The sequence below is a fragment of the Amycolatopsis jiangsuensis genome, assembly GCF_014204865.1.
GTDB classification, from domain to species: Bacteria; Actinomycetota; Actinomycetes; order Mycobacteriales; family Pseudonocardiaceae; genus Amycolatopsis; species Amycolatopsis jiangsuensis.
The window spans coordinates 6,543,907-6,564,725 of sequence record NZ_JACHMG010000001.1 but is presented as its reverse complement, the minus strand read 5'-3'; the positions used below and the strand labels follow the sequence as shown (position 1 = coordinate 6,564,725).

The window sequence follows — 20,819 nt, the reverse complement described above, 5'->3', positions numbered from 1 at the left end:
TCCACTCTGGACAGCCCGCGCCTCGGTCAGCGCCGGGTGCCCTTCTTCGACTTCTTCGCCTGTGCGCGTTCGGCGGCGCGGCGCTCACGCCGGGTGTTGCCGCCGTTCGACGAGCCCGCGTCCGCTGCCTTCGCACTGTCCGAATGCGACTCGACACCGCCGTCCTCGCCCGGGCCGGACATCGTGAGTCCGGATTGGACACCGCTACCGGTTCCCTTGCCACGCAAGGCGGACGGCACGGATTCGGCGTCGGTGGCCGGCTGCTGCGGCGGGGCGGGCCGGGCGTGCCGGCCACCGTCGTCGCCGAACGAACCGGAGGCGGCCCGGGTGGCCGACGTGACACCGCCGGGCAGCGCCGACGGCTCCGGCTGCTGCGCGGGCTCCGGCTCGGACCGCTCGACCTGCAGGTTGAACAGGAAGCCGACGGCCTCCTCCTTCAGCGAGTCGAGCATCGCGCGGAACATGTCGAAGCCTTCGCGCTGGTACTCGATCAGCGGGTCGCGCTGCGCGAGCGCCCGCATGCCGATGCCCTCCTTGAGATAGTCCATCTCGTAGAGGTGCTCACGCCACTTGCGGTCCAGCACGGTGAGCATCACCTGACGCTCCAGGCGGCGCATCGAGCCTTCCTCGCCGACCAGCTCGTCGATCTCGGCCTCGCGGCGGGCGTAGGCGTCGAGCGCGTTCTGGGTCAGCGCCTGGCTGAGGCCGTCGGCGTCGAGGTCGCCCTCCTCGACCAGCTCGTCCCAGTCCAGGCTCACCGGGTAGAGCGTCTTGAGCGCGGTCCACAGCTGGTCGTGGTCCCAGTCCTCGGCGTAGCCCTGTTTGGTGGCGCCCTGGACGTAGGCCTGCACGACGTCGGTGATCATGTGCTCGATCTGCTCCTGCAGATCCTCGCCCTCGAGCACGCGGTGCCGCTCGGCGTAGATCACCTTGCGCTGCTCGTTCATGACCTCGTCGTACTTGAGGACGTTCTTGCGCGTCTCCATGTTGAGCTGCTCGACCTGCGTCTGCGCGCTCTTGATCGCCTTGGAGACCATCTTGTGCTCGATCGGCACGTCGTCCGGCAGCCGCATGGTCGTCATGACCCGCTCCACCATGACCGCGTTGAACCGGCGCATCAGGTCGTCGCCCAGCGAGAGGTAGAACCGCGATTCGCCGGGGTCGCCCTGCCGGCCGGAGCGGCCGCGGAGCTGGTTGTCGATCCGGCGCGATTCGTGCCGCTCGGTGCCCAGCACGTAGAGCCCGCCGACCTCGATGACGTGCTCCGCCTCGGCCTTGGCCTCGGTCTTGACCTTCTCCAGGACCTCGGGCCACGCGGCCTCGTACTCCTCGGAGTTCTCCACCGGGTCCAGCCCCTGCTCACGCAGCACCTGGTCGGCGATGATGTCCGGGTTGCCGCCGAGCACGATGTCGGTACCGCGGCCCGCCATGTTGGTGGCGACGGTGACCGCGCCCTTCTTGCCGGCCTGCGCGACGATCAGCGCTTCCTTGTTGTGGTACTTCGCGTTCAGCACCTCGTGCGGCACGCCGAGCTTGAGCAGCAGCTTCGACAGGTGCTCGGACTTCTCCACGCTGGTGGTGCCGACGAGCACCGGCTGGCCCTTCTCGTGCCGCTCGGCGATGTCCTCGGCGACCGCCTCGAACTTCGACTGCTCGCTCTTGTAGATCAGGTCCGCGCGGTCGTCCCGGACCATCGGCCGGTTCGTGGGGATCGGCACCACACCGAGCTTGTAGGTCTGGTGGAACTCGGCCGCCTCGGTCTCGGCGGTACCGGTCATGCCGGAAAGCTTGCTGTAGAGCCGGAAGTAGTTCTGCAGCGTGATCGTGGCGAGCGTCTGGTTCTCCGCCTTGATCTCGACGCCTTCCTTGGCCTCGATCGCCTGGTGCATGCCCTCGTTGTAGCGGCGGCCCACCAGGATGCGGCCGGTGAACTCGTCGACGATCATGACCTCGCCGTCGCGGACGATGTAGTCCTTGTCCTTGTGGTAGAGCTCCTGGACCTTCAGCGCGTTGTTCAGGTAGCCGACCAGCGGGGTGTTCGCCGCCTCGTACAGGTTCTCGATGCCGAGCTGGTCCTCGACGAACCGCACGCCCTTCTCGGTGACCGCCACGGTGCGCTTGCGCACGTCCGTCTCGTAGTGGTACTTCGAGTTGATCAGGTTGGCCTTCTCGACCCGCTCGCGGGTGCCCATCGTGGTGGTGTCGATGCCCTGCATCAGCGGCGCGAGCCGGGCGAACTCGGTGTACCACCGCGAGGACTGGTCCGCCGGACCGGAGATGATCAACGGCGTGCGGGCCTCGTCGATGAGGATCGAGTCGACCTCGTCGACGACCGCGAAGTTGTGCCCGCGCTGCACACAGTCGTCCAGCGACCAGGTCATGTTGTCGCGCAGGTAGTCGAAGCCGAACTCGTTGTTCGTCCCGTAGGTGACGTCGGCGTTGTACTGCCGGCGGCGCTCCTGCGGTTCCTGCTGGGCGAGGATGACCCCGACCTCGAGCCCGAGGAACCGGTGGATGCGGCCCATCCACTCGGCGTCCCGCTTGGCGAGGTAGTCGTTGGTGGTGACGACGTGCACGCCCTTGCCCGACAGCGCGTTGAGGTACGCGGCGAGGACACAGGTGAGCGTCTTGCCCTCACCGGTCTTCATCTCGGCGACCTGGCCGAGGTGCAGTGCGGCGCCGCCCATGAGCTGCACGTCGTAGGGCCGCTGGCCGAGCACCCGGTGCGCGGCCTCCCGTGCGACCGCGAACGCCTCCGGGAGCAGCTCGTCCAGGGACTCGTCCTTGCCGTACCGCTCCCGGAACTCGTCGGTCTTGGCCCGCAACTCGTCGTCCGACAGGTCCTTCACGTCGTCTTCGAGGGTGTTGACGTGATCGGCGATGTTGCGCAGCCGTTTCACCATCTTGCCCTCGCCCGCGCGGAGCAGGCGGTTCAGCACCATCCGGTCGACCTCACTAGCTGATCATGATCGCGCCCGAGCCGGTCCCGGGCAGTGTTCTCCCGCGGCGGACGCCCGACTGCGCCGCCGTCGCTCTCCCCATCGTAGGGAACGTGGCCTGGTCTGCGCACGCATGCCGTCGCGGAAGGTCACCGGAGGCCGTCTGCCGGGCCGGTGCGGGCAGGCGGATGGCCCGCACACACCGGTGTGCGGGCCATCCACGGGGGCGACGGGCTCAGCCGAGCCGGATCACGCCGTAGTCGAAACCCTTTCGCCGGTAGACGACACTCGGCCGGCCGGCCGCGGAGTCGTTGAACAGGTAGAAGTCGTGGCCGACCAGCTCCATCTCGTAGAGAGCCTGGTCCACCGTCATGGGGTCCGCGTTGTGCTCCTTCTCGCGGACGACGCGGCCGGGCTGGTGGCCCGCGTCATCGTCTTCCCAGCGCTTCTGCTGGGGAATGTCACCGGCACTCGTCGCCGCGAAACCGTCCAGTTCGGTCGCGTCGGGTGCCTCCAGTACCGCGGTGCTCACGGCCGGACCGGCGACGGAGTCCGCTCCGCCTGCCATCGAGGTCGCCTCGGCGACCGACTCCGGACGGCTGCGTCCGTAGTGCACGCGCCTGCGGTCGTGGGTCCGCCGCAGCCGGTTCTCCAGCTTGGTGACGGCGGAGTCGAGCGCTGCGTAGAAGTCGGCGGCACACGCCTCGGCGCGCACGGCCGGGCCACGGCCCTTCCCGGTGATCTCGACGCGCTGGCAGTTCTTGGCCTGCCTGCGGTTGGGCTCGTGGAAGAGCTGCACGTCGTAGCGGATGACCTTCTTGTCGTAGCGCTCAAGGCGGGCCAGCTTCTCGCTGACGAGCGCCCGATAGTGCTCAGGCACCTCCACGTTGCGGCCCTTGATGACGATGTCCATACACGACCTCCCTCGCCTGAGATGACTGCGAGCTGTTGTGCGTACACACGGCGCCGGTGCTGCGGGGACGAAGCCCGGATTTGGCGGGCCGAGCAGAATTCGGCAGCCGGTCACGACGTCTCGTGGCGGATGCTCGAACGCGGACTCAGCGGGCCTCCGGCGCCAGGGACATGGGCTGCACACCTCCCTGCCTGCGGGTACTGCTGATAGCGGAGCACGTTAGCTTCCTCACGCCGTCCGCAACAGCCCCCGAGCCGGGGGATGTCACGTTCCGGGAACCCGTCACCGCGCGCAGCGAAACGCCCGTCGACAGCCCGAAAACGACGCCCGGAAGGCGCAGCGCGGACCCAACGCTTTCACGCGGACGGCGCAACGAATCCCACCCTCGGACGCCGAGGGTGACGACCCGCTCCCCCACAGCCGCCACCCCGGTGGAGTGGCCGACCGGCGGGGTGATTCCGTCCCGAACCCGCATGCCCGGACAACGGCCGGCACCGGCCCGCGGTTCCCTCCCGACACCACTCGTGTAGGTGACGTTCAGGTGGTGGTTCACCGGAGGTCATCCCGGCGTCGGAGAAGTCGCAGGAGGAGCGGCACGGCTGGGGCCGGGTTGGAGGCCCGGGTTGGAGGCCCGGGTTGGAGGCCCGGGTTGGAGGCCCGGGTTGGAGGCCCGGGTTGGAGGCCCGGGTTGGAGGCCCGGGTTGGAGGCCCGGGTTGGAGGCCCGGGCTGGGGGGCCGGGCTGGGGGGGCCGGGCTGGGGGGCCGGGTTGGCCTGGGCTCAGATAGCGGACTTGGGCAGTGGGATTAGGTCGCCAACGTGGCTGGCGAGCCGGGTAGCGGGCTTGGTTCTCTGCTTGGTGTTTCGGGGTCTTCTCGGCCGTTGCGCTCGATGTCTCCGCTTTCCTTCCGGCTCGGAGGGCGTGCTTTGCCCGGTGTCCCGTTTGGCGATTCCATTCGTTCTTCAAAGGCTGTCATCCCGCGGCGAGTAGGGCGACGACAGCGGCTACCGGCACGCCGGCGGCGGACAGGGCGGCCACACAAGCGGCGGACGTGGTGCCCGTGGTGATCACGTCGTCGACCAGGATCACTCGCGTGCCTGGCGGGGGACGTCCGGCGGGCACGAAGCGGAGACGGCCGTGGAGGTTGCGGGCGCGTTCTTCCCGGGAGAGGCCGACCGAGTCCCGGCCTCCGTCGAGGGCCAGCGCGGGCGCGACGAAGACGTCACCGCCGAGCAGCCGCGCGGCTTGTTCGGCCACCCGCAGCATGTGCGGCCCGCCCCGCACGCGCACGGCCACCCGGCGGCTCGGCACCGGAACCAGGCAGAGCGGCGGGCGTCCTGGCCCGATACGGCCGGGACACCACGCGCCCGCACGATCGGATCGCCACGGCGCACCCCGACCACCAACACGGCCGGACCGCCACAGCGCATCCCCACCGCCAACACGGCTGTAGCGCCACGGTGGACTCGGGTCGACACCACGACGAGCAACACGACCGAACCACCTCGGTCCACCACGGCCGACACCCCGGCCAGCAACAACTTCAGACCACCTCGGCTCACCACGACCCACACCCCGACCACCGACACGGCCGGGCCACCAAAACGCACCCCGACAACCGACACGATCGGACCGCCGCAGCGCACTCCGGCCGGCACCACGACGAGCAGTACGGCCGGGCGGCCTCGACACGGCAGAACCCGGGCTTGGCAAGGCATCCGGCGGAGAGCTAATCGCGTGGGCGTGGTCGGGAGCGAGTCCCGGAGCAGGGTCGGGGACCGGTGAATCGGGCTCCGCAGCGGTGGCGTCAACGGGTTCGAGAGCAGCAGTGTCGACGGGCGCCGAGCGGTGTGCGCGTTCCCGTGTTCGGGCGGGGTTGGGTGCCAGGTCGGCACTGGTTCGGGGTCCGGGCTTCGTCCGGGACGGGAGACCTGGCCGGGTGCCCAAGCCCGGCAGGGCAGTCAGGGCCTCGGCCAGTGCGCGGCCCAGCGCGGGCGCCACGTCTCGGCGGCCGCGTTCCTTGTAGGCCAGCAGGATGCGTTTCGCGGCACCCCGATAGGACGTCACGGCGAAGGCCGGGACGCTCAGCTGCGGCCGGGTCACTTCGGTGAGGGACCGAAACACCCCGGTACAGGCGGAACACACCGGGGCGCCTCGGGTGTCGCAGCCGGCGCAGCGGGCGGGCAGGAGCATGTCCAACAACATGACTCCCAGTGTGCAGGCAACCACCGACAGTTTCGGACGACTCGGTGTTCACCGTCAGCGAAAGCCAGTGGACTCGCCGACCGCGTGCGGGCCGGGAACCGTGTGAGCCGTCCGAACCCAACCGCTACCAGGCCGGACGACCTCCGCCCGACCACACCACCCGGCCGAACCCGAGTCGGGCCGAGCCCGAGACACGACCACCCCGCCTGGGCCGAACCCGAGCCGAAAACGCACCTCAGCCGGGGTAGAAGGGCTCTGCCTTGGGGAGGGTGTGGGCTTGGGGACGCCACACCTCTCCCAGTTCCGTGGCGTTCCACAGGCCTCCGGCGTCCGCCACGACGATGGGGCGGCTCGGGGCCGCGGTCACCGCTCGTACGGGGGCGGTCAGGTTCGAGCTGTTGAACGTGTCCATCCGGCGGCCGTCCAGGGAGACCCGCTGCACCGGCTGCGAGGACGACGACGTGGCGGCCACCAGGGTGTCCGGGCTGGAACCCCAGTCCACGTCCACCACGTCCGACAGCGCGCCGGGCTGGAGGACCCTCGGCTCGCGCAGGGTGACGGCGTCGCCGGTGCGGACGACCGCGGCCACGACCAGCTGGCCGTGGACGATCGCGGCCACCCGGGCGCCGTCGCGGGACAGGCGCAGGGCGTCGATCGGGCCCAGGGCCAGCAGATCGTTCGCGTTCACGCTCTGGCGCTGCCAGTGGCCGCCCGGGTCCAGCACCATCCGGGCGATGATGGTGTGGTCGACCACCGTCCACACCTCCCCGGACGGGCCGGCGCCGGTCGGGGTCGTGCGCCAGGTCGGGCGGCTCAGCGCACCGCCGGCCAGCTCCACCAGCGCCAGATCACGGCCCAGCTCGCCGATCCGCAGCCGGGCGCGATCCCCGTCCTTGGCGACCACGGCCAGCCGTTTCCCGTCGATCGACTGGGCCGCGCTGAGCACGCCGTACGCGCCGCTGCCCGCCGGGCCCGCGATCGGGGCGCCGTCGCCGAGGGAGCGGATCCGCCCGTCCACCGTCATCAGGCCGGGCAGGTCCGGGCTGGGCGACGAGGCGGCACCGTAGGAAGGCACGTCACTGCTGCGCCAGTACTCGTGGTCACGCACCAGCGGGGTGCCGTCGGCGAGCAGCCGGATCCGGGTGGAGGTGACGGTCTGCATGGACAGCACGATCTGCGCGGCGATCAGCGACCGCGTCTCCTGACCGGCCCCGGTGAGCCCGGTCAGGTGCACCAGCAGGGAGCCGTCGTCGTTGTTCTTCACGTTCGTCTCGAGCGTGACCTGGTCGCCGAGCAGGTTCCTGACCGCGCCGGACAGCCCGGCCGACGGCCCCTGCAGGATCAGATCCATCACGCGTCCGGGCAGGCCGGACTGCGGTTTCGCCCCGATGTAGCGCAGGTCCGGCACGAAGGTCGCGGAGTCCGGCGAGTAGAAGCTCACCGCGACCGCGTTGTAGTTCGAGTCGAACTCGTCGTCGGTGATCAGCAGCGTCGGCGGCGGCACGGAGATCCGCCACTGGCCGTCCGGCTGCTTGCGCAGCTGGAAGGTCGGCTCGGTCGGGCCGGAGCCGGGGATGAACGCGCTGTCCGCGCTCAGCGTGCCGAGGATCGACCCGCGCACCGAGATGGTGCGCACGTTCGGATCCGGCGGCGGGACCGGCGTCGACGTCGGGGCCGCGGCCTGCTGGTCGAAGACCGTGCTGAACGTGTTGTCGATGACCGTGATCGACCGGCTCGGCTTCCACGAGCTGCGCAGCCGGTCCTCGAGGTACGCGCGGGCGGCCGCGTTGCCCGACCGCGGATCCGCGGAGGCCTTCACGAACTGCCGCACCAGCATCAGCGGATCCAGGTCGCGATCCGGCGGCGGCGCCTCGTTGGGCTGCGGCTTCGGCCCCTCCGGCGAAACCACCACCGGCTGCGACTCCAGCGGTACGTTCGCACATCCGGCGAGCAGCAGCACGCAGGCCACTGCCAGCAGCACCCGCCTCACCGGCCGACCTCCTCCCGGTCCGAACGACCCGGCCCCTCCGCGCTCTCCGCACCGCCGGAACTGTCCGCCTCCGCCACGCCGTCAGGGGGCGAGGGCCGGTCCGGCAGCACCTCCGCCTCGGGCTGCAGCTCGAGCACCGACGAGGGCGAAAGCGTGATCTCCGAAACGGCGTCCGCGGGCGGCAGCCCCAGCGGACTGTCGGCGATCGGCACGCCTTGGCGGCGGGGCAGCACCAGCCGGAAGCACGCGCCGTACCCGGTTTCCCCCCAGGCGTCCAGGAGCCCGCCGTGCAGCCGGGCGTCCTCCTGGCTGATCGCCAGTCCGAGCCCGGTGCCGCCGGTGCGCCGGTTACGAGACGGATCGGCCCGCCAGAACCGGTTGAACACCAGATCCGCCTCCCCGGCGCGCAGGCCGACGCCGTAGTCCCGGACGGTGACCGCCACCGCCGATTCGTTCGCCGCCACGGTGAGCACCACCGGCCTGCCCTCGCTGTGGTCGACCGCGTTGGCGAGCAGGTTGCGCAGGATCCGCTCGACCCGGCGCGCGTCCACCTCGGCCGAGGTGTCGTCGTCGGGCAGCACCAGCTCCACCTCGCTGCCGGTACCGGCGGCGAGCACCCGCACCTGCTCCACCGCGCGCGTCGCGATCGGGCGCATGTCGATGTTCTCGGCGGCCAGCTCCTCCACGCCCGCGTCGAGCCGGCTGATCTCCAGCAGGTCGCCGAGCAGTGCCTCGAACCGGTCGAGCTCGTCCACCAGCAGTTCGGTGGAGCGCGCGAGCCCGGCCGGGAACTGTTCCCGCGAAGCGTGCAGCACGTCGGCAGCCATCCGCACGGTGGTCAGCGGCGTACGCAGCTCGTGCGACACGTCGGAGGTGAACCGCCGCTGCAGCCCGCCGAACTCCTCGAGCTGGCGGATCTGGTGCTGGATGCTCGCGGCCATCCGGTTGTAGGACACCGAAAGCTTGGCCACGTCGTCCTCGCCGACAACGGCGAGACGCTGGTCGAGGTCCCCGCCCGCGAACTGCTCGGCCGCCGCGGCCGCCTGCCGGACCGGCCGTACCACCTGCCGGACCACCAGGTTGGTGATGCCGGCGAGCAGGATCAGCAGCACCAGACCGCCGACCAGCAGCGTGTTCTGCACTGTGGAGACGGTCGTCTGTTCACTGGTGAGCGGGAACAGCAGGTACAGCTGCATCGGCGTGGCCACCGTGTTCAGCGGCGTGCCGACGATCAGGTACGTCGTGCGCACGCCCTTGTCGTCGACGGTGTGCTCCAGCCGGGAGAACGCGTTGTTCTCCACGAACTCGCGCAGCTGCACCGGCACCGACGAGAACGGCCCGACGTAGACCGGGTCCGAGTTGGGCTGCCCGGGCTCGACGCTGGCGAGCACCGGTTCGAACGTGCCGGCGGTGGATCCCGCAGGGGACGAACCCACCGAGGAGATCTTCTTCAGCGCGTTCTCCAGGCGCGTGTGCAACGCGTCCGGCGATTCACCACCGACCCCGACCAGCTCGCGCGCCGCCGTGTCGGCCAGCGCCTGGGTCTGCTCGATCGCAGCCTTGCGCTTCGTGTCGAGCAGCCGTTCGGTGATCTGGTTCTGCAACACCATCCCCAGCACGAACACCACGGCGGAGGACAACGCGAGTGTGGAGACGGTGACCCGGAACTGCAGCGAATGCCGCCACAGCTCGTTGAACGCCACGGCCCGGCGCCGGGCGAAGACCACCAGCCACCGCAGGCGGCGGACGGTGGCGCGGACGGCGGTGCGCAGCCTGCCCGCGGAAGGCGTCATCGCCGGATCACGGCGGGCCGGCCTTGTAGCCCACGCCGCGCACGGTCAGCACCACCTCGGGGTGCTCCGGGTCCTTCTCCACCTTCGAGCGCAGCCGCTGCACGTGCACGTTGACCAGCCGGGTGTCGGCCGCGTGCCGGTAACCCCACACCTGCTCCAGCAGGACTTCCCTGGTGAACACCTGGCGTGGTTTGCGGGCCAGCGCCACCAGCAGGTCGAACTCGAGCGGCGTCAGCGGGATCGCCTTGCCCTCGCGGGTCACCTCGTGCCCGGGCACGTCGATGGCGAGGTCGCCGATGGTGAGTGATTCGGCAGGCTCGGCCTCGGTGCGGCGCATCCGCGCACGCACCCTGGCGACCAGCTCCTTCGGCTTGAACGGCTTGACGACGTAGTCGTCGGCGCCGGATTCGAGCCCGAGCACGATGTCCACGGTGTCGCTCTTGGCGGTCAGCATCACGATCGGCACGCCGGACTCCGCGCGGATCGCCTTGCAGACGTCGATCCCGTTCATCCCCGGCAGCATGAGGTCGAGCAGGACCAGGTCCGGCTTGAGCTCGCGCAGTGCGGGCAGCGCCCGCGAACCGTCCGCGACCACCGCGGTGTCGAACCCTTCGCCGCGGAGCACGATGGTGAGCATCTCCGCGAGCGCGGGGTCGTCGTCGACCACCAAGACACGTGCCTTCATGAGCACATGTTCGCACCCCGCCCCGCGTGCGCGCGCCCGACCCGCGCGGTTGACCACCGGAAAGATCAAGATCAGCGGCCGCGTTGCTCCATCCGGACGCGATTGCTCCATCCGGACGGGCCGGTGCGGCGGCCGGGGCTTTGTTCGCCCGCTCAGCCGAACAGATCGCCGTGGAGCGGTTACTGTTGCGCTATGCGGAACCAGGACTCGGGCAACGCAACAGGTAGTCAAGTTCAGTCGGTCGACCGCGCGATCAACGTGCTGGAGCTGCTCGCGCGCAACGGGGAATCGGGCATCACCGAGATCGCCGGGGAACTCGGCGTGCACAAGTCGACCGCGTCGAGGCTGCTGAGTGTCCTCCAGTCGCACGGTCTGGTCGAGCAGCTGGGCGAGCGCGGCAAGTATGCGATCGGCTTCGGCGTGGTCCGGCTGGCCGGTGCCGCCACCGGCCGGATGGACCTGGCCAAGCTCGGCAGGCAGACCTGCCAGGCGCTGGCCGAGGAGCTGGGCGAGACGGTGAACATCGCGATCGCCGACGACGGGGTGGCGATCAACATCAGCCAGGCCCGCGGCTCGGCCGCGATCACCACGCAGAACTGGACCGGGCAGCGCACGCCGCTGCACGCGACCTCGAGCGGCAAGGTGCTGCTCGCGGCGATGGACGACGCCGACCGCAAACGGAACCTCGACCACGAGCTGGCGCCCTACACCGCGCGGACCCTGGTGGACGCCGAGGAGCTGGAGGCCGAGCTGGAGCGGGTGGCCGAGGACGGCTACGCGGCCTGTTTCGAGGAGCTGGAGCTGGGTATGCACGCCGTCGCGGTGCCGATCCGCGGCCCGGTCGGCGAGGTGGTCGCGGCGTTGAGCTCGTCGGGGCCCTCCTACCGGCTGTCAAAACAGCGGATCCGCCAGATCGTGCGGCCGATGACCGAGGCCGCACACGAGCTTTCCGCTCAGCTGGGCTATTTCGCACGCTGATCCACCGGGTCGCGGCGACCGCCGGACGGGCTCCTTGACAGCGCGCCGCTGATCCCGCACTTTGTTGCTTGAGACGGAACATCGATCCCCCTCCGCAACGCTCCCCGCTCCGGCGGGCCGTTCGGCACGCCTGTCTCACCCGAACCGGCAGGCAGGAGACACCGCGATGGCACCTCGACCGCGAGTGGTCGTGCTCGGCGCCGGCCTGCTCGCCACCGCGGTCGCCGACGAGCTGACGGCGGCGGGCTGGACGGACGTGACGGTGCTGGAGCAGGCGCCGGAGCACGACGCACCCGACCACGGGCTGGTGTTCCGCACCCACCCGGACCGCACCGCGACGGAGTTCGCGAAGTACACCGTGGAGAAGTACAGCGCGCTGACCGTCGACGGCGGCTGGTGCTTCCAGCCGGTCGGCAGCCTGACGCTCGCGACCACCCCGGAGCGGCTTGCCGCGCTGCGCCGGCAGCACGGCTGGGCCACATCCTGGGGGATGCGCAGCTACCTGCGTACGCCGGCCGAATGCGCACAGCTGCACCCGCTGCTGGATCCGGCGAAGCTGCTCGGCGGCCTGCACGTGCCCGACGACGGGCTGGCCGATCCGGCGCGCGCCGCGGTCGCGCAGGCTCGCCGGGCCAGTGCCCGCGGGGCGCGCTTCGTGCCTGGTCAGCAGGTCGTGGAGATCGTCCGTGGCGGCGGGCGGGTGACCGCCGTGCGGACCGGGACCGACCGGTTCCGCGCCGACGTGGTCGTGTCGTGCGCCGGGGTGCGGGGCCCGGAGCTGGGCCGGCTGGTGGATCTGCCGGTCCCGGTCGTGCCGATGCCCCGCGAGCACGCACGCAGTACGCCGCTGCCGGAGCTGGCCGGGCAGAACGACGAGTTCACCGAGGCGGGCAAGCCGGTCCTGAGCCATCCGGATGCCGGGCTCTCCTTGCGTGAGCACGTCGACCGGCTGGGCGTGCTCGCGTTCGGGCGGCACCCGGGCGAGCACGTCCCGTTCAGCCCGTCGGGTTTCGAGGAGCCGTGGGCGCGGGCGGCCGAGCTGGTACCGGCACTGGCCGAGGGCAAGGTCGAGGAGGGCAGCCGCGGTCTGGTCCCGATGACCCCGGACGGCCTGCCGCTGCTCGGCGAGCATCCCGACCTCGACGGGTTCTGGGTGGCCGAGGCACTCGGCACCGCCTGGTCGGCAGGTGTCGCCCGCGAACTGGCGCGCTGGCTCGTGGACGGCCAGGCCCGCCTCGCGCTGCACACGGTGGACCTCGCGCGGTTCGACCGGCTGCAGCTCGCCCCGGATCACCTGCGGACGCGCAGTATCGCCTCGGCGCACGCCCGGCCGGCCGAACCGGTGACGGCGCGCCGCACTTCACCGTTCTACGAGCGGGAGGTCGCGCTGGGGGCGAACTTCCGGGAGGCCGACGGCTGGGCACGGCCGCAGTGGTATGCCGCGAACGAGCGGCTGCCGGAGATTTCCTGGGTGCCACAGCGGGAAGCGGAGCTGTCCCCGATCGGCGGCGCCGAAGCACTGGTGGCCCGCAGCCGGGTGGCGATGTTCGATCTCACCCCGCGGCGACGGCTGGAAATCACCGGCCCGGGTGCGTTGCCCTTCCTGCAGGCGTTGACGACCAATCAGCTGGACCGTCCACACGGGACGGTCGTCAGCACCCTGTTGCTCGGCGAAGACGGCGGTGTGCGCAGTGAGCTGACCGTGGCGCGGCTGGGCACGGAGCTGTTCCAGGTCGCCGTGCACAGCCACCTCGACGTCGACTGGCTTTACCGTCACCTGCCCAGGGACGGCGCGGTGCAGCTGCGGGAGACCACGTCCGGCACCTGCTGCGTCGGGTTGTGGGGCCCGCTCGCCCGGCAGGTGCTGCCGAAACTGTCCACACTGGACTCCACGAGTGGCGTGAAGGCGCGGCACGCGTATGCCGGCGACGTGCCGGTGCTCGCGTTGCGGGTGTCCGAAGTCGGCGAACCCGGCTGGGAGCTGCACACGAGCGCGGACCTCGGACGCCGGCTGTGGGACGCGGTGTGGGAAGCCGGGCGACCGCACGGGATCATCGCCGCCGGGCAGGTCGCGCTGACCAGTCTCCGGCTCGAGGAAGGCCACCGCGAGTGCGGCATCGACGTGACCACGGAACACGATCCGTACGAAGCGGGCCTGGGCTTCGCGGTCCGGATGGACAAGGGGTACTTCCTCGGCCGCGACACGCTGCGTGAGCGTTCACCGGCGACGGTGAGCCGGAAACTGGCTTGCCTGATCGTGGAAGACCCGCATTCGGTGTTGCTGGGCAAGGAACCCGTGTACGCCGAAGGCCGCCCGGCGGGGTACGTCACGAGCGCGGCCTACGGCTACACCGTGGGCAAGAACCTCGCGCACGCCTGGCTCCCGGTGGAGTACGCAAAGCCACGGACCCCGCTCGAGATCGAACTCGCCGGACGGCGCCTCCCGGCGAAAGTGGCTGCCGAACCGTTGCGGAGCACGGAATGACCCCGCGCTCCGGTCACAACCCGAGGTAGCGCTGGACCGCGTGCTCCACCTCGGAGAGCTCGTCACGCTCCAGATACGCGACCGGATCGCCGTGCACGTGTGCGATGTCGATCGAACGGATCCGGTCGACGAGAAGACGCGTCAGAGATCCCATGATCTCCAGTTCCGGCCGGAAGACGGCCGGCTGCGCACCGGTCGAGGTCGGTACGACTGTCGCCACGCTCCACGGCATCGAACTGGGACTCAGCACGACCGCGTATCGCCGGCCGTGCTGTCGGTGACGTTCGTGACCTCGCTTCGCCTCCCCGAAGTCGACCCGATAGACCGCTCCCCGGATCACCAGGCATCCTGCTCGGTGGAGAGGTCCTCGGCGCTCAGCCTTTCCGCGTCGGCCAGGGCTTGCTGAACCCAGGTTTCCCGCGCCAGCAGCCGCAATGCCCGCCGGATCACATCACTCTTGTGCTCGCCGCTGCGCATCGCGGCTTCGATGATCTGCTCGTCCTGATCAGTGGGCCGGAAGCCGATGGTCGCGGTCATGACACCATTCTAAACACTCCGTTCAACAGACGTCCAACAGTTGTGCAACCAGCTTCGCAGCCGTACGACACCTGGTGCCATCGCCTAGGATGGGGATATGGCCCGCTGGGAACCGAACGCACGCGAACGGCTGGAGCACTCCTCGCTCGAGCTGTTCACCGAGCGCGGCTACGACCAGACCACCGTCGCCGAGATCGCCGAGCGCGCCGGGCTCACCAAGCGCACCTTCTTCCGGTACTTCGAGGACAAGCGAGAGGTGCTCTTCGGCGGGCAGGAGCTGCTCGACCGGCTGTTCACCGAAGGGATCACCGGCGCACCCGAAGCCGCCACGCCGCTGACCGCGGTCGGCGGCGGCCTGAACACCGTCGCGGCGGTGTTCGACGCTCAGCGCTGGAAGCTGGCCCGCAAGCGTCAGGTGATCGTGGCCGGGCACCGCGATCTGCGCGAGCGTGAGCTGCTCAAGGGCACCCGGCTGGTCGAATCGATGCGTGTGGCGCTGCGTGCGCGCGGAGTGCCGGACACGACCGCGAAACTCGCCTCGACGGTCGGCTCGCTCGCGTTCGGTGCCGCGTTCGAGCGGTGGATCGAGGACGAGAGCGCGGATTTCGCCGCGCTGGCCGGGCACGCGCTCGACGAACTGCGGAAATCGGCGGGCGAACTGGGCTGAACGCCTCAGCCGAGCAGCGATTTCGCCAGCGTCGCCACGTCCACCCCGGTCACCCCGTCGAGCACGTGCCACGGCGCGAGCCAGCCGGCCGCGGCGAGTTCGTCGTACACCGCGGCGCATCGCTGCTGGAGCGAATCATCGGACTCGAACGCGTCGCGGGCACGGGCGGAGTCCGTCTCCGCACGGCGCTCCGCGCGTTCGGCGGCGACCTCCGGGCTGACCCGCAGCAGCAGGTGCGCGTCCGGACGGGGCAACGCGAACCGGGTCACCTCGAGATCCCACACCCAGCGCACGACCGCACCGTCCGCGTGCTGACGCAGGCGGGCGGCGGCGTAGGCGGCGTTGGAGGCGACGTACCGGTCGAGCAGCACCACGTCGTGGGCCGCCCGCAGCTCGCGGATCTCCTCCGCCGCGCCGCCGCGGTCGAGGGCGTAGAGCATCGCCATGCCGTACACCGAATCGGCGAGGTCGCCGTGCCCCCGGTGCAAGGCCTCGCGCACGAGGTCGGCGTGCACACTCCGCCCGTACCGCGGAAAGGCGAGCCCGGCGACGCTCGCGCCGGCCGCTTCCAGCGCAGCGGTGAGCCCGTCGGCCAGGGTGCGCTTGCCCGCCCCGTCCAGACCTTCGATCACGACCAGTCTCCCCACGGCGTTCACCCTAGGACACCGAGGGTCCGGCGGTGAGCTAACCCGCTTCGCGGCGGCGGCTGTGGGCCAGGTAGCCCACCGGGGCGGCGACCAGCAGCCCGGCCAGGGCGAGCAGCGGGATCCAGTTGTCGTCGTGCTGCTCCGGCGCCGGTTCCTCGTCACCGCGGGTCACGATGCGCGCGTGGGACTCGCCGGTCGCGGCGTAGGACGTACCCGGAGCGGACAGGTGGACGTTGCCGGCGCCGGCGGGCTGCGCCGCGCCCGCGCCCGGAGCCGTCGCCGGCAACGCCAAGCCGGCCAGCAGGACCAGCAGCAGGACGCGGACCAGGCGGCCGCGTCCACGGGGACGGGCGTCCCCGGTTCGTGTCGTCATTCCCAGCACCGGCACGGAAGCCTCCCGCCGATCTGCCTCTTCGGTGGTCACCACGGTGAACAGCGCGGTCACCGAGAGCAAGATGCCGTCGCGGAGCAGGTGACGTTCCGGGTCGGTGGTGGAACGCGGAACGATTACGCTGCCATGGCCAGGCACACCGAACGGTGGTCGGACCGGTCACCGCACGCTGCTACCGTGAACGTTCCGCAGTGTTCACGCCCGCCGCGTGACGGCCGGGTGAAGGGGGCAGCGGTGGCACAGGACGGGGAAGGCCCACTGATCATCGAACCCGGCAGGCGCGGCTCCGGTGAACCGCCACCCGAGCTGAGCGAGGCGCTGCGGACCGGCGAGTTCCACGTGGCGCTGCGGCTGGCCATCGCACACCGTGGCCTCTCACTGGCCCGGCTCCGTGCCCATCTCGCGCTCCGGGGCGTCCACATCGGACAGTCGACGCTGAGTTACTGGCAACGCGGGCTCCGTCAGCCGGAGGTACCCAAGGCGCTGCCCGCGGTCCGCGCGCTCGAATCCGTACTGGCTCTGCCCGCCGACTCGCTCGTGGTGCTGATCGGCCCGCGCACCACGCGCCCGCGCGGGCACCAGGCCGCCGCCTCGTTCCACGACCTGCGCTCGGGCGACATGGGCTCGATCGTCGAGCAGCTGCTCACCGACCTCGGCGTGCTGCCCGCGGCGCAGCATTCCAACGCCGATCTGGAAATGCTTTCGGTGCACGACCGGATCACCATCGACGAGCAGCGCCACCAGGTCAGCATCCGCACCCGGCTGGTCACCCGCGCCCGGCGGCACGGCCCGGACCGCTACGTGACCGTGTACAACGGCGACCCCGGCTGCCGGATCGACGACGTCCAGGTGCTCACCGCCGAGGGCTGCCGGGTCGGCCGGATCCGCCGGCATCCGGCGGGCGAGACGATGGCCACCGAGCTGCTGTTCGACCGCAAGCTCGGCGAGGGCGACATCCACGTGTTCTGCTTCGAGGTGCGCGACGATTCCGCCGCGCTCTTCCCCGGCTACTACCGGATGCTGCGCGACCAGTGCGCCAGTTACCTGCTGCAGCTGCATTTCGCCCCGTCGGCGATGCCCGCCCGCTGCACCCGCGAGGTGCGGGCCCGCGACGACGCGCTGCCGGTCGAAGCCGAGGAGCTCGCCTGCGACACCGGCGGCGTGACCAGCGGCTACTTCCGCGACACCGGACCGGGGCTGTCCGGTATCGCGGTGGAGTGGAACTGACCCCTCAGCGTTCCACGCTGCAGATCCGGCCGCCGGTGATCCGGGCCAGCTCGTCGAAAGTGGTGGGGAAGACTGCGTTCGGCGTGCCCGCCGCGGCCCACAGCGGGTCGTACTCGCGCAGGTGCTCGTCCACCACGGTGTCCAGCGGCGCCGGGTGACCCACCGGTGCGACGCCCCCGATCACCTGCCCGGTGGCGGCGCGCACCTCCTCCGGCGTGGCCCGGCGGATTTCCGTACGCCCCAGCCGGCCCGCGAGCGCTCCGACGTCGACGCGGTGCGCCCCGCTCGTCAGCACGAGCAGCGGAACGCCGTCGGCGATGAAGACCAGGCTGTTCGCGATGGCGCCCACCGGGCAGCCGAGCGCCTCGGCGGCCTCGGCCGCGGTCCGGGTGGAACGGGGCAGCTGCCGCGCGCGCCCGGCGACCCCGGCCGTGTCCAGCGCGTCCTGCACGTGCTGCATCGAAGACATCGCACCTCCAGGTGTTCTGTAAACAGAACACTAGACTAAGCCCGTGCAGACGCCCCCTTCATCCGGCCCCGACGCCCGCGCGCTCGCCACCGCAGTCGGCAGCCGCATCCGCGCCCTGCGCACCCGCGCGGGCATCGGTCTCACCTCGCTGGCCGCCGGCAGCGGACTGGGCAAGGGCACTCTGTCCGAGCTGGAGAACGGACGCCGCAATCCGACGCTCGACACGCTGTTCGCCATCGCGACGGAGTTGTCGGTCCCGCTGAGCGATCTGCTGTCCGGCGAGGAGGTCCACGGCGACGCGGTGACCGCGACCCTCCTGGGCCGCTGGGAAGATCCCGAGGCGCTGAACGAGGTCTACCGGCTGACCATCGACGCACGGACCCAGCTGTCGAAACCGCACAGCCCCGGCGTACGGGAGGTGCTGACAGTGCTCACCGGTGCAGCCGAGGCCGGGCCATCGGCCGCACCGGTGCCGCTTCGAGCCGGCGAGACCCACACCTTCGTCGCGGAGGCAGAACATCTGTACCGAGGAATCGGCGGACCGGCCTCCGCGGTGTTGACGATGCGGTATCCGCGTTAGTGGACGAGCAGGCCGTTCGCCTTGGCGGCATCGGCCTGCCGCTCGTCCCGGGTGACCAGGGTGACCGGTTCACCGCCGGTCAGCTCCGCGGTTTCGTGCATGACCACGGCGAGATGCAGGGCGCCCAGGGTGCGCAACGGATAGTTCTCGGTGACCAGCCGCTGCGCGGGACGGAAGATCCTCGCCGGACGGAACGGGATGAGACCCAGTGTCGAATCCCGGCCCAGGGCGTCGAACTCGTCGACGAACTCGCGGGCGTCGGGAATGCGGCCGGTGCGCTTGGCAGCAGTCATCGCACTCGCCAGCTCGATCCGGGTCAACTCACTGGTCAAGACTCGGTGCTGACCGCTGACCAACAGTTCGCGCAGCTCGGAATGCTGCGGTTCATCAGCGAGGAGAGCACTCACGACCGCGCTGGTGTCGGCGTAGTAGACGGTCACCATTCACCCCGTGTCCAGTCGAGTGCTTCACTCACGGCAGTGCCCCAGCCTTGCGACCGGCGCTCGAGCTCGTCGAGGCCGACCGGTTCGCGTGCCGGTTCGAACGAGACCAGTTTCCCTTGCTGACGCAGCCGTTCCTTCCACTGCTGTGGACTCTCTTCATGCAGGAGAGCGCCCTGCAGGGCCTCGGTGACCAGGTCGTTGAGCGTGCGCCCCTCGGCCGCGGCTCTTGCCTTGAGCCGGGCGTGCAGCTCGTCGTCGATGCGGGTGATCAGTTGTCTCACACCCCCATGATAGCGCACCAACCATTCGGGTTATCACTGTTTTCAACTGCAGACAAAAGCCGCCCCGGAATGGATTCCGGGGCGGCTTTCGGCGGAATGATCAGTAGCGGTAGTGCTCCGATTTGAACGGGCCCTCGACGTCCACGTCGATGTACTCGGCCTGCTCCTTCGACAGCTTCGTGAGCTCGCCGCCGAGGGCTTCCAGGTGGATCCTGGCGACCTTCTCGTCCAGCTTCTTCGGGAGGCGGTAGACCTCCTTGTCGTACTCCTGCGGCTTGGTGAACAGCTCGATCTGCGCGATCACCTGGTTGGAGAAGCTGTTGGACATCACGAACGACGGGTGCCCGGTCGCGTTGCCCAGGTTCAGCAGGCGGCCCTCGGACAGCACGATGATGGTGTTGCCGTTGGGAAACACCCACTCGTCCACCTGCGGCTTGATGGTCACCCGGCGCACGCCCGGGTAGCGGGCCAGCCCGGCCATGTCGAGCTCGTTGTCGAAGTGCCCGATGTTGCCGAGGATGGCCTGGTGCTTCATCTTCGCCATGTGCTCGACCATCACCACGTTCTTGTTGCCGGTGGTGGTGATCACGATGTCCGCCTCGGGCAACGCGTTCTCCAGGCGCTTGACCTGGTAACCGTCCATCGACGCCTGCAGCGCGCAGATCGGGTCGATCTCGGTCACGATCACCCGCGCGCCCTGGCCGCGCAACGATTCGGCGGCGCCCTTGCCCACGTCGCCGTACCCGCAGACGACCGCGACCTTGCCGCCGATGAGCACGTCGGTGCCGCGGTTGATGCCGTCGACCAGCGAGTGCCGGATGCCGTAGCGGTTGTCGAACTTCGACTTGGTGACCGCGTCGTTCACGTTGATCGCCGGGAACAACAGCTCACCCGCGGCGGCGAGCTGGTACAGCCGCAGCACACCGGTGGTGGTCTCCTCGGTGACTCCGCGCACACCGGCGCCGACGGTGGTCCACTTCGCGGTGTCCGCGGCGACCGAGGCCCGCAGCAGCTCCAGGAAGACCTTCCACTCGTCGGGGTCCTCGTCGTCGGCGGGCGGGACCACGCCGGCCTTCTCGAACTCGGCGCCCTTGTGCACGAGCATCGTCGCGTCGCCGCCGTCGTCGAGGATCATGTTCGGGCCGTCGCCGTCCCAGGTGAGCATCCGCTCGGTGCACCACCAGTACTCCTCGAGCGTCTCGCCCTTCCAAGCGAAGACCGGCACCCCCTTGGGCTCCTCGGCGCTGCCGTGCGGGCCGACCACCACGGCCGCGGCCGCATGGTCCTGGGTGGAGAAGATGTTGCACGAGGCCCACCGGACCTCCGCGCCCAGCGCCACCAGCGTCTCGATCAGCACGGCGGTCTGCACGGTCATGTGCAGCGATCCGGAGACTCGCGCACCACGCAGCGGGTAGACCTCGGCGTACTCGCGGCGCAGCGCCATCAGGCCGGGCATCTCGTGCTCGGCGAGGCGGATCTCCTTCCGGCCGAACTCGGCGGCGTCCAGATCGGCGACGGCGAATTCGATGCCGCCCCGGGTGTCGTGCCGCTTCACAACGCTTTCGGGGGTCATAGTGCGGTTCCTCCAAG

18 protein-coding genes and 1 pseudogene are annotated in these 20,819 nt (G+C 70.3%); 5 read left to right on the top strand and 14 right to left on the bottom strand.

What is annotated here, in order from left to right; translation table 11 throughout:
- Positions 1–364 precede the first annotated feature (364 nt).
- The 6 genes and pseudogenes from secA to mtrA all read right to left on the bottom strand — a co-directional run.
- Positions 365–2,942, bottom strand: a pseudogene (gene secA / locus BJY18_RS29865) (preprotein translocase subunit SecA); the annotation flags it as partial.
- 232 nt (positions 2,943–3,174) lie between these two features.
- Positions 3,175–3,852, bottom strand: coding sequence for a ribosome hibernation-promoting factor, HPF/YfiA family (gene hpf, locus BJY18_RS29860; RefSeq protein ID WP_184783223.1), 678 nt, complete (start codon positions 3,850–3,852; stop codon positions 3,175–3,177).
- A 971-nt stretch (positions 3,853–4,823) separates the two neighbouring features.
- Positions 4,824–5,162 (bottom strand): ComF family protein, encoded by a 339-nt coding sequence (locus BJY18_RS29855; protein ID WP_312874006.1) that lies wholly within the window; start codon positions 5,160–5,162, stop codon positions 4,824–4,826.
- Between the two features lie 1,129 nt (positions 5,163–6,291).
- A complete protein-coding gene (locus tag BJY18_RS29850; protein ID WP_184783222.1) occupies positions 6,292–8,046 on the bottom strand; it encodes an LpqB family beta-propeller domain-containing protein in 1,755 nt (584 codons plus the stop codon).
- Entirely contained in the window at positions 8,043–9,839 is a 1,797-nt protein-coding gene (gene mtrB, locus BJY18_RS29845) for an MtrAB system histidine kinase MtrB (protein WP_184783221.1), read from the bottom strand. Before mtrB ends, BJY18_RS29850 begins: the two co-directional genes overlap by 4 nt.
- 7 nt (positions 9,840–9,846) lie before the next feature.
- Positions 9,847–10,524 carry an MtrAB system response regulator MtrA gene (gene mtrA, locus BJY18_RS29840; protein ID WP_005150760.1) on the bottom strand — a complete coding sequence of 226 codons (678 nt, stop codon included), beginning with the start codon at positions 10,522–10,524 and terminating at the stop codon, positions 9,847–9,849.
- 192 nt (positions 10,525–10,716) lie between these two features.
- Between mtrA and BJY18_RS29835 the strand changes: the two genes are divergently transcribed.
- Positions 10,717–11,502, top strand: coding sequence for an IclR family transcriptional regulator (locus BJY18_RS29835; protein ID WP_184783220.1), 786 nt, complete (start codon positions 10,717–10,719; stop codon positions 11,500–11,502).
- A gap of 166 nt (positions 11,503–11,668) precedes the next feature.
- On the top strand, positions 11,669–13,987 hold the full coding sequence (locus tag BJY18_RS29830) for an FAD-dependent oxidoreductase (RefSeq protein WP_184783219.1): 2,319 nt from the start codon (positions 11,669–11,671) through the stop codon (positions 13,985–13,987).
- Between the two features lie 13 nt (positions 13,988–14,000).
- On the opposite strand, the gene BJY18_RS29825 is transcribed toward BJY18_RS29830, so the two are convergent.
- Together BJY18_RS29825 and BJY18_RS29820 are read right to left on the bottom strand one after the other, a co-directional pair.
- The gene (locus tag BJY18_RS29825; protein ID WP_376774740.1) at positions 14,001–14,327 is read right to left on the bottom strand and encodes a type II toxin-antitoxin system PemK/MazF family toxin; all 327 of its coding nucleotides are present in this window, start codon (positions 14,325–14,327) and stop codon (positions 14,001–14,003) included.
- Positions 14,324–14,524, bottom strand: a complete 201-nt coding sequence (locus BJY18_RS29820; protein ID WP_184783218.1) for a hypothetical protein — start codon at positions 14,522–14,524, stop codon at positions 14,324–14,326. Before BJY18_RS29820 ends, BJY18_RS29825 begins: the two co-directional genes overlap by 4 nt.
- A 97-nt stretch (positions 14,525–14,621) precedes the next feature.
- On the opposite strand from BJY18_RS29820, the gene BJY18_RS29815 reads away from it, so the two are divergent.
- On the top strand, positions 14,622–15,191 hold the full coding sequence (locus BJY18_RS29815; RefSeq protein ID WP_184783217.1) for a TetR family transcriptional regulator: 570 nt from the start codon (positions 14,622–14,624) through the stop codon (positions 15,189–15,191).
- 5 nt (positions 15,192–15,196) lie between these two features.
- Here BJY18_RS29815 and BJY18_RS29810 read toward each other — a convergent pair whose 3' ends face one another.
- Together BJY18_RS29810 and BJY18_RS29805 are read right to left on the bottom strand one after the other, a co-directional pair.
- Entirely contained in the window at positions 15,197–15,847 is a 651-nt protein-coding gene (locus BJY18_RS29810) for a dTMP kinase (RefSeq protein ID WP_184783216.1), read from the bottom strand.
- 28 nt (positions 15,848–15,875) lie between these two features.
- On the bottom strand, positions 15,876–16,283 hold the full coding sequence (locus BJY18_RS29805; protein ID WP_246459016.1) for a hypothetical protein: 408 nt from the start codon (positions 16,281–16,283) through the stop codon (positions 15,876–15,878).
- A 180-nt stretch (positions 16,284–16,463) separates the two neighbouring features.
- Here BJY18_RS29805 and BJY18_RS29800 point away from each other — a divergent pair, with 180 nt between their 5' ends.
- Positions 16,464–17,456, top strand: a complete 993-nt coding sequence (locus BJY18_RS29800) for a hypothetical protein (RefSeq protein WP_184783215.1) — start codon at positions 16,464–16,466, stop codon at positions 17,454–17,456.
- A gap of 4 nt (positions 17,457–17,460) precedes the next feature.
- Here BJY18_RS29800 and BJY18_RS29795 read toward each other — a convergent pair whose 3' ends face one another.
- A complete protein-coding gene (locus BJY18_RS29795) occupies positions 17,461–17,925 on the bottom strand; it encodes a YbaK/EbsC family protein (protein ID WP_184783214.1) in 465 nt (154 codons plus the stop codon).
- Positions 17,926–17,968: 43 nt separating this feature from the next.
- Between BJY18_RS29795 and BJY18_RS29790 the strand changes: the two genes are divergently transcribed.
- Complete coding sequence (locus BJY18_RS29790) at positions 17,969–18,505, top strand: XRE family transcriptional regulator (RefSeq protein WP_184783213.1); 537 nt, start codon at positions 17,969–17,971, stop codon at positions 18,503–18,505.
- On the opposite strand, the gene BJY18_RS29785 is transcribed toward BJY18_RS29790, so the two are convergent.
- The 3 genes from BJY18_RS29785 to ahcY all read right to left on the bottom strand — a co-directional run bounded on the left by BJY18_RS29785 (position 18,502) and on the right by ahcY (position 20,802).
- Positions 18,502–18,948 carry a type II toxin-antitoxin system VapC family toxin gene (locus BJY18_RS29785; RefSeq protein WP_184783212.1) on the bottom strand — a complete coding sequence of 149 codons (447 nt, stop codon included), beginning with the start codon at positions 18,946–18,948 and terminating at the stop codon, positions 18,502–18,504. The two genes, BJY18_RS29790 and BJY18_RS29785, sit on opposite strands and share 4 nt — an antisense overlap.
- A complete protein-coding gene (locus tag BJY18_RS29780) occupies positions 18,942–19,229 on the bottom strand; it encodes a FitA-like ribbon-helix-helix domain-containing protein (protein WP_184783211.1) in 288 nt (95 codons plus the stop codon). The genes BJY18_RS29785 and BJY18_RS29780 overlap by 7 nt, the downstream gene beginning before the upstream one ends.
- Before the next feature lie 100 nt (positions 19,230–19,329).
- Positions 19,330–20,802 carry an adenosylhomocysteinase gene (gene ahcY / locus BJY18_RS29775; protein ID WP_184783210.1) on the bottom strand — a complete coding sequence of 491 codons (1,473 nt, stop codon included), beginning with the start codon at positions 20,800–20,802 and terminating at the stop codon, positions 19,330–19,332.
- Between the last annotated feature and the right edge of the window lie 17 nt (positions 20,803–20,819).

Bases quoted from the DNA above. Each gene is read 5' to 3' on its own strand.
- hpf (WP_184783223.1), bottom strand. From the start codon at position 3,852: ATGGACATCGTCATCAAGGGCCGCAACGTGGAGGTGCCTGAGCACTAT.
- ahcY (WP_184783210.1), bottom strand. From the start codon at position 20,802: ATGACCCCCGAAAGCGTTGTGAAGCGGCACGACACCCGGGGCGGCATC.
- BJY18_RS29820 (WP_184783218.1), bottom strand. From the start codon at position 14,524: ATGACCGCGACCATCGGCTTCCGGCCCACTGATCAGGACGAGCAGATC.
- BJY18_RS29795 (WP_184783214.1), bottom strand. From the start codon at position 17,925: ATGTCTTCGATGCAGCACGTGCAGGACGCGCTGGACACGGCCGGGGTC.
- mtrA (WP_005150760.1), bottom strand. From the start codon at position 10,524: ATGAAGGCACGTGTCTTGGTGGTCGACGACGACCCCGCGCTCGCGGAG.
- BJY18_RS29815 (WP_184783217.1), top strand. From the start codon at position 14,622: ATGGCCCGCTGGGAACCGAACGCACGCGAACGGCTGGAGCACTCCTCG.
- BJY18_RS29785 (WP_184783212.1), bottom strand. From the start codon at position 18,948: ATGGTGACCGTCTACTACGCCGACACCAGCGCGGTCGTGAGTGCTCTC.
- BJY18_RS29830 (WP_184783219.1), top strand. From the start codon at position 11,669: ATGGCACCTCGACCGCGAGTGGTCGTGCTCGGCGCCGGCCTGCTCGCC.
- mtrB (WP_184783221.1), bottom strand. From the start codon at position 9,839: ATGACGCCTTCCGCGGGCAGGCTGCGCACCGCCGTCCGCGCCACCGTC.
- BJY18_RS29835 (WP_184783220.1), top strand. From the start codon at position 10,717: ATGCGGAACCAGGACTCGGGCAACGCAACAGGTAGTCAAGTTCAGTCG.